Source organism: Burkholderia sp. 22PA0099, assembly GCF_047497165.1.
Taxonomy (GTDB): Bacteria; Pseudomonadota; Gammaproteobacteria; order Burkholderiales; family Burkholderiaceae; genus Burkholderia.
Genome location: NZ_CP163164.1, coordinates 2,897,945 through 2,911,092 on the forward strand (window position 1 = coordinate 2,897,945; position 13,148 = coordinate 2,911,092).

Here is a 13,148-nt window from a genome sequence, read left to right on the forward strand (position 1 = left end):
GCGTGCCTGGCTCGTGACGGTTCAACACTGCCCATCGCGACGCGGGTAACCGGTTCGCGATGGGCTCTTGCTGCGCAAACAGGCTAAACGCCGTTTGTCCACGCCAGAATCGAATAGGTACTGTTCAGCGCAGAGTGGACGATGCGTTTGAATCAAATCGGTTCGTGGTTCATGCGATCCGGATTTTCGTCCAGGTTGTCCAAAAAGTATTGAATCATGCAGGCAGAAACGACACCTGAAGCGGCCAGATCGGAGGCCGCCAACGCCATCATGCCGGCATTGACCGTCACGAGCGACAGCTTGCTCGACGCTCTCGCGTGGATGTGTGCGCATCATCGAATTCCCCTTAGCCACGAAATGCTGACGCGAGGGCTGGCCATGCAGGAGCGGCTCCTGCCGTCGTTGGCGGTCGAATCGCTGACGAACGCCGGATTTGCCGCGCGTGTGATCATGCGGCGCCTGTCGCAGTTGCCCGATGCGTTGATGCCGGCGCTGCTGTTATTGCGCGACGGCCGAGCAGCCATTCTGCTCGGACGATGCGACAAGGTAGAAAACGGGGAGCGCGTGGAAAACGCGGTCCGGTATCGCGTCGTGATCCCCGAAATGGGGACATCGCCAGTCGAATACGACGAGTCGGAGATCGCCGAAACCTATTCCGGCTACGCAATCCTGGCGAAGCCGGCCGCGCGTGTCGACAATCGCGCCGGCCAGCAGGCGCCGGAGCCGGTCGGTCATTGGCTGTTGCGCACGCTGTGGTCATACCGTCGCTATTACTCGAGCGCGGCGCTTGGCGCATTCCTGATCAACGTGCTCGGCCTGGCCAGTGTGTTTTTCACGATGAACGTATATGACCGCGTCGTGCCGACACAGGCCTATGTGACGTTATGGTCGCTCGCGATCGGCGTGACCATCGCGATGACGATGGAGGCGATCTCTCGTCACGTTCGCGCGCATGTGCTGGACACGGCGGGCAAGAAAGCCGATCTCGTCCTTGGCAGCCTGCTGTTCCGGCAAGCGATGTCGATCCAGATGGAGAATCGGCCGGCATCGGCCGGCTCGTTTGCGAATCGTCTGCGCGAATTCGAATCGGTACGTGATTTCGCGACGTCGGCCACCTTGTCCGCACTGTCGGATCTACCCTTCGTGCTGCTGTTCGTCGGCGTGATCTTCGCGGTCGGCGGCCCGCTCGGTTGGGTTCCGTTGCTGATGATTCCGTTGATCGTCGGCGTCGGCGTGATCGTGCAGTGGCCGCTCGCGCGGGCGATGCGCGAGAACTTGCGTGAAGCGTCGCTGAAGCAGGGCGTGTTGATCGAATCGATCGAGGGGCTGGAGACGCTGAAGGCCGTTGGCGGAGAGGGCGTGATGCGCCATCGTTGGAACAACTGCAGTGCCAAGACGGCCGAATCGTCGATGAAGTCGCGTCATCTGTCGAGCCTTGCAACTTGCATCGTCGCATTTCTGCAGCAGATTCAGACAGTGGTGCTGATCGTTATCGGCGTCTACCTGATCGGCGAAGGCAAGCTCACGCAGGGGGCACTGATCGGCTCGGTGATGTTGGCCGGGCGTGTCACGGCGCCGCTGAGCCAGGTAATGGGACTGGCGTTGCGTTTTCAGCAAGCACGGGCGGCGCTGCGTTCGCTGAACGAGCTGATGGCGATGCCGGTCGATCACGATACGGATCAAGCTTATCTTGGCAACCCCGTGTTAAGCGGACACGTGAAGCTCGACAAGGTGGAATTCGCGTATCCGTCGAAGATCAAGCAGTCCAATCCGGCCGTGTTGCAGGACGTGTCGATCGAGATCAAGGCAGGGGAGCGCGTCGCGATACTCGGACGGGTTGGCAGCGGCAAATCCACATTGCTGCGGATGATCGCACGCCTGTATCAACCGACCGCCGGCAAGCTGTTTGCCGATGGCCTCGATGCGGGCCAGATCTCGCCAGCCGACTGGCGTGCGGCGTTCGGCTATGTCGGGCAGGACAGCCGGCTTTTCTACGGCTCGCTGCGCGAGAACCTGACGATCGGCCGCCCCGGCGCGACCGCGGAGGAGTTGCTGCACGTATTGCGTATGACGGGGCTGGACACGCTGGTGGCGGCGCATCCGCTCGGCATCAACCTGCAGGTCGGCGAGCATGGCGGCGAGTTGTCGGGCGGGCAGCGGCAGCTCGTGGCGCTCGCCCGAAGCCTCATCAACCGTCCGCGAACGTTGCTGCTCGATGAGCCGACCAGCGCGATGGATTCCCAGACCGAGCAGCAGTTCATCGCGCATCTGCGAATGGCATCCGCTGGTCAGACGCTGGTCGTCGTGACGCATCGAATGTCGCTGTTGCCGCTGGTCGATCGGCTTGTGATCGTCGACCAAGGCCGGATCGTCGCGGACGGCCCGAAAGAAAAGGTGCTGGCTGCGCTATCGGGTCAACCGGCTGCCAGGCAGGCCAGCCGCCCAGCGGCATCGGCGCCGCCGGCAGCGCCGCGCGAGCCGGTGGCCGAAGCGGATGCCGAGGCGGGCAGCGCTGCAGCCGCACCGAGCAAGGAGGCGTCATGATCAGAAATCCGCTATTGCGCTCGCGCCGAAGCAAAACCGCCCCGCGTCTCGTCGCAGCCGATTCGGTGTTCATGAACGACCTGCGTGAGGCAATGCTGGTTCGCTCGTCGGCCGGCGCGCAGGCCGTGCTGTATCTGATTGCCGCGGTATTGGTGCTCGGCCTCGTCTGGGCGCACTTCTCGCGTGTCGAAGAAGTCACGCGCGGCGAAGGTACGATCGTGTCGCCGAGCCGGGAACAGGTCATTCAGGTGCTGGAGAGCGGTATCGTCCGCGACGTGCCGGTACACGAGGGGCAGGAGGTCGAAAAAGGGCAACTGCTTGCGAAGATCGATCCGACATCGGCCGAATCGAGCTACCGCGAACTGCGCGCGAAGGCGGTCGACCTGAAGGCCGGCATCGTCCGGCTGAAGGCGGAAATATCAGGTCGGGCGCTGGTGTTTCCCGAAGAGATCAGGCGTGAGCCGAGCGTCGTTGCCCAGGAAACGGCCGCCTATCGCACGCGGCGTCTGGCGGTCGATCAGCGAGTCGCCGCGCTGAAGAAGAGCCAGGCGCTGGTGCGTCGCGAGATCGCGATGTCCGAGCCGCTGTCGGCCAAGGGGCTGATTTCCGAAGTCGAAATTCTGCGGATGCGGCGCCAGGAAACCGACATCGATTCGCAGATCGCCGATGTCGAGAACCGCTTCCGGTCCGACGCGAACGACGAACTGCTGCGACGCGAATCCGAGCTGGCACAGACTTCCGAGGTACTGGCCGGACGCGCAGGTGTGCTTGCGCGCACCGAAGTCGTGTCGCCGATGAACGGCATCGTGAAAAATATCCGCATGCATACGGCGGGCGGCGTCGTGCAGTCCGGCGAACACATCATGGAGATCGCGCCGCTCGACGGCCGGCTGCTGGTCGAGGTACGGATCAAGCCATCGGACGTGGCATTCCTGAGAGCCGGGTTGCCGGCGCTCGTGAAGTTGTCGGCGTACGACTTCGGCATCTATGGTGGCATTGACGGCCAGATCGTCAGCATTGGCCCCGACACCCTGCGCGACGAGCAGAAGGCCGTCGCCGGCCGACCCGATGCGACCTACTACCGGGTGATGATCGAAACGGACGCGACGACGCTCGATGCCGGCGGCAAGAATCTGCCGATTCTGCCGGGCATGCAGGCGACGGTCGATATCCGAACCGGCGAGAAATCCATTCTCGATTACTTGCTGAAACCTATTTTCAAGGCCCGTGAGGCTTTCCGGGAGCGCTGAAATGAACGTGTCTGATTACCGGCGCGTCGCTCGCCGGCATGGCTTCGCGCTAGCTGTTGTCTCGTTGCTCGCCCTGCCGGCGCCGCATGCCCTTGCCTCGATATGTCATGCGGCCGCCTCTCAGGAACCGGGTGCGGCAATCGATGCGGCCCGGCACTGCGAGCCGATGCCCGCGCTGCCGCAGTCGATGGATGCAACGCGGGACATCGATGTCGCTCCCGCAACCGAGGCGGATCTGCGTGGCGTCCTCTACGCGGCGACCGAAGCCGCCGTTGACTTGAATCCGACAGTACGGCAGATGTACGCCGAATATCAGGCCGCGCAATCCGATGTCGATCAGGCAAAGGGCGCGCGCTGGCCGCAATTGCAGTTGACCGGCCAGACGCGCGATGCCCAGTTCGGTTCGAATGCGGGCTCCACTTACAACCCGGGCAATTCGGTCAGCGTGAATTTGCGCACCATGTTGTTTGACTGGGGGCGCACCAGCAAGACGATCGGTAGCCGCAGCGAATCTGCGGTGGCGAACCAGGAACGATACGTTGCACAAATCGAGAATTCGGCATATCAGGTGTCGAGTACGCTTGTCGAGCTCGCCAAGCAGCGCAACGTGGCGGCGTTGAGCCAGCGGTTCGTCGATCGGATGACGCGCCTCGTCGCCATGCTCGAATCGATTGTCGCCGTGGATCGCGGGCGCGGCAGCGAGCTGACGCAGGCAAGAGCGCGGCTGTTGCAGGCCATCGCGAGCCGCGATTCCGCGCTGTCCAAATGCCGCGACGCCGAATTGAACCTGCGCAAGCTGGTCGGTACAAGGCCGGTACCGGTGCCTGTTGCTTCCACCTGGCCATTGCAGCCACAGCGGCTCGATGCGTTGATGTCTTCGCTCGACGAGAATCCGCGTTTGCTTCAGGCGCGCGCCGAGGCGAACGCCGCCGATCTGAATCGCGATGCCGTGAAGGCCTCCGCGAAGCCGCAACTCGATTGGGTGGTCAGTACCAATACCGGCCGCGACGTGCTGGGCCGGCGGATGCCGTGGCAGACGATGTTGACGCTCACCTGGAGCGCCTTCAACGGCGGGGCGTCCACCGCCGCGAGCGAAGCCGCGTCCTACCGGGCCATTGCGAGCCATCGACAAGCCGACCAGACGCGTCTCGATCTCGAATATCAGTTGCGTACGTCGGAGCACAATGCGCGCACCTATGCCGCGCAGTCGGAACAGTATCGCGCGCTTTCCGTGGAGTCGGACCAAGTGCGTCAAGCGTTCTACGATCAGTGGTATCACCTCGGCAAGCGTTCGCTGCTCGATGTGCTGATCGCGGAGAACGACTATTACAACAACCGTGTCAATGAAATCGCCTACCGGTTCGAGGGATATGCCGCGACGTTGCAAAGCTATGCATCAGCCGGCGTTCTGATGCGATGGCTGCGCGACGGCGTGGCAGCCTGATCAAGGGGCTCTGCTGCCGTTTTACCATCGGCCCGGCGCAGGCAGTTCACATAAAGGAGGAGCAAATCATGTCGTCGGCTGTCTTCGTGATTCCATTTCGGTTTGTCGTATCCCCGCCTGTTGCCGGCTACTTGCCGCCGCCGTATGGAACGCGCCAGGGCGCGTTGATGAGTGATTTCTTGCGGAGCACAAGCCGGTTGCCCGGCACGCCGAACGCGCACGTGCCGGGACGATGGCATGAGCGCTACGGTACCGGGAGGCGGCGGCTTGCCGCATCGGCGTTCGGCACCGACAACAATGCATGGAGTGCCGTCAGGCCCAGGCGTGTCCGCCGGTCATTTCGGGCCATTGCGTTGGCCTGTTGCCAGATGTTGATCGGGGTATGCGCCGCGATTTCGATGTTGGGCATCATGTTCGCGGATAGCGCGATACGGCATCCGATGGTGTGGGACAGCGCTCAATCGGCTTATGCGCCTTCGATGGTCATACGACAGACACCGATGCAATCGGTGCATCAGATCATCGGCACCGTGCCCGCTCCGGCGGCAGCTCGTTCTGTGCCGGTCGTTCACGTTGTGCATCCTGCGCCGGCAGTGCCGGCCGCAAAGCGCGCGGCACGGGGCACGAAGTCGGTGTCCACGCCGATGGCGCGGCGTATCGTCCATCGGCCGCCGTCCGTGAAGGCCAAGAGTGGCAAACCGGCGCCGATCATGGCCACCAAGAGCCGCAAGCCTGCGCCGACGCACCATACCCGTCAGCACGGGCCGATGAAGCTCGCCACGCATCGCTCGATCTCTTCCGTCAAGCGTGCACGCAAGAGCGACGATTGGGCGAGTAACGATGCCATTCGCGCGCTGCGTGACGAACTGGCACGGCAGGATGCGGCGGCTCGCACGCACGCTGTCGCATCGGCGCGCGTTCCCGCCAATGCCGTATTTCTGTTGCACGATCAGGTTCGGCTGACCGAGCGCTGAGGGTTTCACTGTTCAAGCGACATGTGACGGTCAGGCCAGTTCTCGACGACGCGACATTACAGTTGCCCGACGAATATGGCTGTATTTGTATGGATGATGTCAGGATGTGAGGGGCATGGTCGATATACTTTCGACTTGCCCGATGCGAAGGCAGTGGCGAGAAATCGTCATCAGGCCGCCATGCACGTCGATTCACACCGCGCATGGCGGCCGAAGATTTCCATCGTTTTGATCTCCGCGGGTTGTTGTCTCCCGGTCGTGCCGGCGTGTCGCTTCATGTGTTGAGCGAGGCGGTGCCGTCGGGTGCCGCGCGATGGTCACGGTTCGATGTGCATGAGTGCCTCTGCGGCACCGCAAACGGCACAAGAGCCGAAACGCTCACACAGGACAACCCATGATGTACGACAGCCGTGCCAACACCGATGCCGGGGGGGGCGCCGCATCGATTCGCGTGATGGCTGCCGATGCGCATCCGATCACACTGATCGGCATCAAGTCGCTGCTCGACACATGCATCGACATCGAGCTGATTGCGCTTGTGAATTCGGCCGATCAGCTCGTCACGGCACTCGACGAAATCGCATGCGACGTGCTGATCTTCGACTATCAACTGGGCGAAGAGGAGGGCATCGAGGGGTTGTCCCTGATCGAACAACTTCGTGCCGCGCATCCGCGTCTGAAAATATTGGTCACGTCCTCGCGCGAACATTACGAGATCATTGCGCGCGCGCTTGAACACGGTGGCGTGGACGGTTTTCTGTACAAGGGCGGCAGCGAATTCAGCCGTTTGGCCGACATCGTTCGCAAGCTGGCCGGCGATGGTACGCACTTCGATATCGTCATGCAGCGCTATTTGCTGGAGCGTTACGAATCGGTATTCGACAGCCGGGCGCGCGCGTCGGTGCAATGCCTCAGCACGCGCGAGCTGGAAGTGGTGCGCATGTGGTCCGAAGGCTTGACAATCAAGCAGATTGCGCACTCCACGCATCGCAGCCACAAAACCATCAGCGCACAGAAGCGCAACGCGATGCGCAAGCTCGGTGTGAGCAATGAAATCGAATTGTCGCGACGTATCGAAAAACTGCTGTAAACATCAATCCGGGCGCGCAGTCACGCATTGCGCACCCGTCTCGCTTTATTCCCTTGCCGACGTGGCTGATGTTGCGGCACCACTCGCCGGCGTGCCGGGTTGGCTTGCCGCGTCGGTTTCCCAACCACCGCCGAGCGCCAGGAACAATCTCACCTGATCGGCCGCCACCACACCTTCGGCGGCGGCGACCTGTGCGCGCACGCTGGTCAGCGTGCGGGTTGCGTCGAGATCCGACAGGAATGACTCGCGCCCCACGGCATACAGCCGGTGCGTTTCATCGGCCGAATCGCGCGCCGATTGATACGCGGTGCGCAGCGCATCGGCGCGCTGGGTGTCGGCGGCGTAGGTGGCGAGGCTCGATTGCGTCTCGCGCAGCGCGTTCAGCACGACGCCGTCGAATTGCGCGAGTGCGCCGCCGGTTGCCGCTTCGGCCTCCTGCACGCGCGCGCGCTGCCCGTTGGCCGGGAACGTCCAGTTGATCAACGGGCCGAACGACCAGCGGTTGGTGGTCGGGCCGAGCAAGTCACCGAAAACCCCCGTCGTGCCGACCGATGCGCCGAAGCTGACGGTCGGATACATCGCACCTATCGCCACGCCGATCCGTGCCGTCGCGCCGGCCAGCTTGCGCTCGGCTTCGCGCACGTCGGGCCGGCGGCGCAACAAGGCCGCACCGTTGCCGACCGGGATCGCCTGCTTCAGTTGCGGCAGCGTCCTGCAGGTCAATGCGGCGGCCGGCAGGCTGTCCGGCGAGCGCGCGAGCAACGCGGCCAACTGATACTGCGCGACCTTGCGGCGGCCTTCGAAGCGCGGAATGTCGGCGGCCAGCGTGCGCACCTGCGTGGTGCCCTGCGTCACAGCCGTCTGGCTGCCTCGCCCGGCGTCGCGCAGCCGCCTCGACAGCGTCACGCGCTGCTGTTGCAGGTCGAGCGAATGCCTGGCGATGTCGAGTTCCTCGCCGGCCGAGCACGATTCCACATACGCGCGCACGACGTCGGCCACCACGGTGATGCGCGCCAGGTCGCCGGCCGCCTTGACGGCGTCCGTGTCGGCGCGCGCGGCCTCGACGCCGCGGCGAAGCTTGCCGAACAGGTCGAATTCGTACGACACGTTGATGTTGAACGCGCCTTCGTTGACCACCGGCAGCTTCTCGGTCAGCAGGTATTGTTCGGCCGATTCCTGGGCGCGTTGGGCGCCGCCCGCGAAGCCGCCCGAAAAACCGCCTTGTGCATTCGCCTCGGCCTGCGTCGCGCGCGCACGTGCGAGGTTCGCCGCTGCGACGCGCAGGTTCGTGTTCGATTGCAGGGCCTGCTCGACGAGGCTGTCCAGCACCGTGTCGTCGTAGAGCCGCCACCATTTCACCGGCACGTCGCCGTTCGACACGAGCGAGCTGCCGTCGCCCGCGCCATCGAGCGGGGCATCGGCCAGCGGCGCGTTGACGAGCGCTTGCTTGGGCACCTGATAGTTCGGGCCGACGGTCGTGCAGGCCGCCAGCGTCAGGGCGGCCACCGCGAGCGGCGTCAGCGCGGCCGCGCGGCGATAGGCTCGCGTGCTCATCGCGAGGCTCCGTTGGCGGCGGATGCCGCACCCGACGCAGGGACGGTGCCCGCCGAAGCACCCGAAGCACCCGAAGCACCCGAAGCACCCGAAGCACCCGAAGCGCCCGAAGCACCCGAAGCACCCGAAGCACCCGAAGCACCCGAAGCACCCGAAGCACCCGAAGCACCCGAAGCACCCGAAACCGCATTCCGATCCCGCTTCACATCCGGCGACACCATCGCCACCGTCGCCGTACGCCCCGCGATCATGCGGAAATCGTCGGGCACCTCGTCGAGCGAGACGCGCACCGGAATCCGCTGGGCCAGCCGCACCCAGCTGAACGCCGGATTGACGTTGGGCAGCAGGTTCGTGCTCTGCGAGCGGTCGCGATCTTCGATCGCGGCGACGATGCTCTGCACATGCCCGCGCAGCGGCCGCGGCTCGCCCATCACGCGGATATCGACCGGCTGGCCGATATGAATGCCGTTCAGCTTGGTTTCCTCGAAGTAGCCATCCACCCGGAACGAGTGCTGATCGACCACCGACAGCACGGCGCGCCCGGCCGTCACGTATTCGCCGACGCGCGGCGCGCGATCGTTCAGGTAGCCGTCCACGGGGCTGATGATGGTGGTGCGATGCTGGTTCAGCCTCGCGGTATCGACGTTGACCTGCGCATCGGCCAGGGCCGCGTCGCCCTGATCGACACGTGTGCGGCTTTCTTCGAGTTGCTCGCTCGCCACCAGGTTGCCGAGCTTCAGGTTGCGCGCGTATTCGCGTCTGGCCTGGGCCAGCGTGGCGCGCCGCTGTTCGAGCGTCGCCTCGGCCAGCCGTACCGCCAGTTCGTAGCGGGCCCGGTCGATCACGAACAGCACCTGGCCTTGCTTGACGGCCTGATTGTCGGCCACGCGCACGTCGGTGATCAGGCCGGACACGTCCGGCGCGACCTGGATCACGTCGGCACGCACGTGCCCGTCTCGCGTCCACGGCGAAAACATGTAGTAGTCGACGATGCGCCAGAGCACGAGAACCGCAATGACGACGACGATCAGCGTCAGCAGGATCTGCCCTGCGGAAAACCAGGTTCTTTTCACGTTCACGTTAGGTAGCCACGAAATGGTAGGAGGCGATCACGACGCCGGCCAGGATGAAGACATAGATGCCGAGATCGAAGATCGACCGGTGCCAGACGAAGCGGTAGATGCCGGTGCGCGTCAGCAGCGTGCGCACGACGATGTTGATGAGATAGGCGATCAGCATCAGCACCAGCGGTGCCGGAACGAACACGCCGAAGATGTCGATTTCGCCGATCATGATTGCGTTGTGGTGTTCTGCATGGTGTCGGTCAGGAGCGGGGCGGCGGTGGCGGCAGCGGCTGCATCAACGCGGGGTTCAGCGACAGGCGAATGCCGACCAGCGCATGCAGCGCGTCGCGCAGGCCGCGTTGCAGCGCGGCGGCCGGGCGGTCTGCGCGCGGCACGGCGGCGGGCGAGTCGGGCGCCACTGGGGCGGCAGCGGTGGCGACACCGCTTTGCGCCGGGTCGCCGGCCGGTGCTTGTTTCGCGCCGATCAGATGGCGGATCGCCACGGCGTCGAGCGCATCGTCGATCGAGGCGAGCAGGCCCGGCGACGCCGGTTGCCGCGCGTTCGCCTCGACGCAGGCCGTGTAATGGGCGGTCACGCCGGCCAGCACGCGGTCGATCGCGGCCGGCACGTCGCCGTCGAGGCGGCGCAGCGAGCGGTGCAGGTCGAGCGCGTTCAACGCCACGCGCAGGTCGCGAAAGCTTTCGATCGACGGATGGCGATGATCGTCGGAAGCCTTCAGGCGCGGCAGCAATTGCGTGACGCGGTCGAGCATCCGCGCGGCGTGGTTGCGTTGATCGACGATCGGCTGCCGCGACGCCGATTTCGCGACGTCCTCCCAACTGGAGCGCAGCAGCCGGCGCGCGGCCAGCTCCGCGCCGAACGGGCGTGTCGCGCGGGTCCAGACGAACGCGTACAGCAGGCCGGCCACGCCGGCGATATTGGTGTTCAGGAATACGAGGAAATCGGCCGAATAGGCATCCTGAATGCTGATGAAGGTGGCCGTGTTGACCGCCACCAGCATCGTCACGAGGTTGAACTGCGGGCGCGGGATCAGCGTGCCGACCAGGATGAACGGCGCGGCGAACATCACCACCAGCATCGGGAAATCGTGCACGTGCGGCAGCACCACGAACAGATAGAGCCCGGCGAACACCACGCTCGCGCAGGTGGCCGCGAAAAACCGGAACACCATCGGCGCCGGCTCGTCGAGTGCGGCGAAGAAGCAGCAGGCCACGGCGGCCAGCGTGACGGCGCCCGCGCCGTCGTTCCAGCCCGACTCGATCCACAGCCAGCACGCCAGCACGATCGCGCCGCCCGCGCTCAGGGTGGAGAACAGCATCATGCCGCGGTCGAAGTAGCGATCGGTGCCGCCGAGCCGCCAATGCCGGTAGCGCGGCTGCCAGACGCCCGATTCGTTGGCGATCAACGCGCGCAGCGAGCGGCAATCCTGCCAGATGTCGATCATCTGCCGCAGCCGCCACAGCGCGTTCGACAGCAGCGCACCGTCCCAGCTGACCATCGCGTCGCCCGATGGCTGCAGCGCCACGATGCGGGCGCGCAGCCGGTCGGCCTGCGGGTCGCTGACCGAGCCGGTGGTGTCGTCCGGCGCGGGCAGCGGCGCGTCGAACCATTGCGCGGCCTCGGCCAGCAGCGCCTCCAGGTCGGCCGGCAGTTCCTTCAGCTCGCGCATCAGCGCGATCAGCGGATCGGCCAGCGCCGACATCATCGGCAGGAACAATTGCATGCGGCCGTGCAGCGCCTGCGCGCGCGCCATCACGCGTGGGTGAGCGTGGTCGTAGCCGAGCTGGCTCAACAGGAATTCGAGCGCCGCGAGCGTCATTGCCAGCCGCTGGCGGCAGCCCGACAGCGTCTTGCCGGCCAGATGGCCCGACAGCGTTTCGCGGCCGTAGAACGCGGCGTCGCGGAACCAGGCGTCGGCGCGCTCGATCAGCGTGGGCGCGAGCCGGTTCGGCAGCACGGCGCTGCCCACCACGCTTGCGCAGACGATACCGAGCAGGATTTCCTCGGTCCGCGTGATCGCCACGTCGAACACGGTGGTCGGGTCGGTCACGGTCGGCAGCGCGATCAGCGGCATCGTATAGCCGGCCAGCATGAACACGTAGCTGCGCGCGGTGCGATCCGACATCGCCAGGTAAAGCAGCGTGCCCGTCCAGAGCGCGACGACCACGCTGAACAGGAACGGCGTCTCGACGAACGGCGGCACAAGGAGGATCGCGGCCGACGCGCCGAGCGCCGTGCCGAGCGCGCGATAGAGCGCCTTCGAGCGCGTCGCGCCGACGAACGGGTTCGAAACGATATAGACGGTGGCCATCGCCCAGTACGGGCGCGGCAACTGGAAGATCAAACCGAGGTAGAGCGCCAGCATCGACGCCGCGAAGGTCTTGACCGAGAACAGCCAGTCGCGAATCGACGGGTAAGTCATTACGCGGTCCGCTCGCCGGCCTCGCTGAACGCGTTGAGCACGCGCAGGGTCGTTTCGAGGTCCTCGCGGCTGACCGATTTCAGCACGCGGGCCCGCAGCGCGCGCAGGTCGTCTTCCATCCGGGCCGTGACGGCGCGGCCTTCGTCGGTCAGCGTGACGGTTTTGGCGCGACGGTCGTCGGGGTCCTCGTCGCGGCGCGCGAGGCCCGCCGCGCAGAGCTGGTCGAGCAGCCGGACCAGCGAGGGCCCCTCGATGCCCACGTGTTCGGCGAGCGTCACCTGGCGGACCGCCTCGCCGAGCCGGCCGGCGATCAGCAGCGGCGTGGCGCAGGCTTCGGACACGTGATAGGCGGTCAGGACGGTGTCGCTGGTGCGCCGCCACTTGCGGGCGGCGGTGACGAGCGTGCTGCTGACGGCCATGCGGAGCGTATGGAGATTCGACATGCGCCGGATCATATCGGAATTCCATTCGATAGCAAACTATCGGTTTGAGTTAAACGCTTTACGAATCGGGCGAGGCCATGGTTGCTGATCCGCATCGATTTAGCGAAGGAGTCGGGCACGCGGCGTCACGTCGATGTCATGGCCGTGTCGTTCGGCGACGCGAGGATCGGTCGACGAAGTGCGTGCGCGGAGCCGGTCGAGGCACGATTCGTGCTGCGGTGCATGATCGGCGGCGAGAATGTTGTGGCCCCCAGGTCTGAAATCGAGGTGCCGATTGGATGAATCGCCTCTGTTGCGCCGCATCCCGAGCGTTGCGTCCATTTCGAATCGGGTCGGATGTG

11 protein-coding genes are annotated in these 13,148 nt (G+C 65.0%); 6 read left to right on the forward strand and 5 right to left on the reverse strand.

All coding sequences use genetic code 11. The features are described from left to right. Nucleotides 1-216: 216 nt before the first annotated feature. The 5 genes from AB4851_RS12780 (at nucleotide 217) to AB4851_RS12800 (ending at nucleotide 7,302) form a co-directional block, all read left to right on the forward strand. On the forward strand, nucleotides 217-2,544 hold the full coding sequence (locus AB4851_RS12780) for a type I secretion system permease/ATPase (protein WP_414447505.1): 2,328 nt from the start codon (nucleotides 217-219) through the stop codon (nucleotides 2,542-2,544). Then, entirely contained in the window at nucleotides 2,541-3,794 is a 1,254-nt protein-coding gene (locus tag AB4851_RS12785; protein WP_414447506.1) for an HlyD family type I secretion periplasmic adaptor subunit, read from the forward strand. Before AB4851_RS12780 ends, AB4851_RS12785 begins: the two co-directional genes overlap by 4 nt. Before the next feature lies 1 nt (nucleotide 3,795). Beyond that, the gene (locus tag AB4851_RS12790; RefSeq protein ID WP_414447507.1) at nucleotides 3,796-5,238 is read left to right on the forward strand and encodes a TolC family protein; all 1,443 of its coding nucleotides are present in this window, start codon (nucleotides 3,796-3,798) and stop codon (nucleotides 5,236-5,238) included. A 68-nt stretch (nucleotides 5,239-5,306) separates the two neighbouring features. Further along, the gene (locus tag AB4851_RS12795; protein ID WP_414447508.1) at nucleotides 5,307-6,212 is read left to right on the forward strand and encodes a hypothetical protein; all 906 of its coding nucleotides are present in this window, start codon (nucleotides 5,307-5,309) and stop codon (nucleotides 6,210-6,212) included. A gap of 337 nt (nucleotides 6,213-6,549) precedes the next feature. Then, a complete protein-coding gene (locus AB4851_RS12800; protein WP_414447509.1) occupies nucleotides 6,550-7,302 on the forward strand; it encodes a LuxR C-terminal-related transcriptional regulator in 753 nt (250 codons plus the stop codon). Between the two features lie 45 nt (nucleotides 7,303-7,347). Here the strand turns inward: AB4851_RS12800 and AB4851_RS12805 are convergent, their stop codons facing one another. From AB4851_RS12805 to AB4851_RS12825, 5 genes are read right to left on the reverse strand one after another with little or no spacing between them, the layout of a single operon-like run. Continuing rightward, a complete protein-coding gene (locus AB4851_RS12805) occupies nucleotides 7,348-8,856 on the reverse strand; it encodes an efflux transporter outer membrane subunit (protein ID WP_414447510.1) in 1,509 nt (502 codons plus the stop codon). Further along, nucleotides 8,853-9,929 (reverse strand): efflux RND transporter periplasmic adaptor subunit, encoded by a 1,077-nt coding sequence (locus AB4851_RS12810; protein ID WP_414449182.1) that lies wholly within the window; start codon nucleotides 9,927-9,929, stop codon nucleotides 8,853-8,855. The genes AB4851_RS12805 and AB4851_RS12810 overlap by 4 nt, the downstream gene beginning before the upstream one ends. A gap of 7 nt (nucleotides 9,930-9,936) precedes the next feature. Continuing rightward, nucleotides 9,937-10,149, reverse strand: a complete 213-nt coding sequence (locus AB4851_RS12815; protein WP_414447511.1) for a DUF1656 domain-containing protein — start codon at nucleotides 10,147-10,149, stop codon at nucleotides 9,937-9,939. 31 nt (nucleotides 10,150-10,180) lie between these two features. Next, a complete protein-coding gene (locus tag AB4851_RS12820) occupies nucleotides 10,181-12,364 on the reverse strand; it encodes an FUSC family protein (RefSeq protein ID WP_414447512.1) in 2,184 nt (727 codons plus the stop codon). Continuing rightward, entirely contained in the window at nucleotides 12,364-12,807 is a 444-nt protein-coding gene (locus tag AB4851_RS12825) for a MarR family winged helix-turn-helix transcriptional regulator (protein ID WP_414439290.1), read from the reverse strand. Before AB4851_RS12825 ends, AB4851_RS12820 begins: the two co-directional genes overlap by 1 nt. A gap of 81 nt (nucleotides 12,808-12,888) precedes the next feature. Here AB4851_RS12825 and AB4851_RS12830 point away from each other — a divergent pair, with 81 nt between their 5' ends. Further along, entirely contained in the window at nucleotides 12,889-13,089 is a 201-nt protein-coding gene (locus AB4851_RS12830; RefSeq protein ID WP_414447513.1) for a hypothetical protein, read from the forward strand. Nucleotides 13,090-13,148 lie beyond the last annotated feature (59 nt).

Bases quoted from the DNA above. Each gene is read 5' to 3' on its own strand.
- AB4851_RS12795 (WP_414447508.1), top strand. From the start codon at position 5,307: ATGTCGTCGGCTGTCTTCGTGATTCCATTTCGGTTTGTCGTATCCCCG.
- AB4851_RS12815 (WP_414447511.1), bottom strand. From the start codon at position 10,149: ATGATCGGCGAAATCGACATCTTCGGCGTGTTCGTTCCGGCACCGCTG.
- AB4851_RS12790 (WP_414447507.1), top strand. From the start codon at position 3,796: ATGAACGTGTCTGATTACCGGCGCGTCGCTCGCCGGCATGGCTTCGCG.
- AB4851_RS12785 (WP_414447506.1), top strand. From the start codon at position 2,541: ATGATCAGAAATCCGCTATTGCGCTCGCGCCGAAGCAAAACCGCCCCG.
- AB4851_RS12805 (WP_414447510.1), bottom strand. From the start codon at position 8,856: ATGAGCACGCGAGCCTATCGCCGCGCGGCCGCGCTGACGCCGCTCGCG.
- AB4851_RS12825 (WP_414439290.1), bottom strand. From the start codon at position 12,807: ATGTCGAATCTCCATACGCTCCGCATGGCCGTCAGCAGCACGCTCGTC.
- AB4851_RS12820 (WP_414447512.1), bottom strand. From the start codon at position 12,364: ATGACTTACCCGTCGATTCGCGACTGGCTGTTCTCGGTCAAGACCTTC.
- AB4851_RS12780 (WP_414447505.1), top strand. From the start codon at position 217: ATGCAGGCAGAAACGACACCTGAAGCGGCCAGATCGGAGGCCGCCAAC.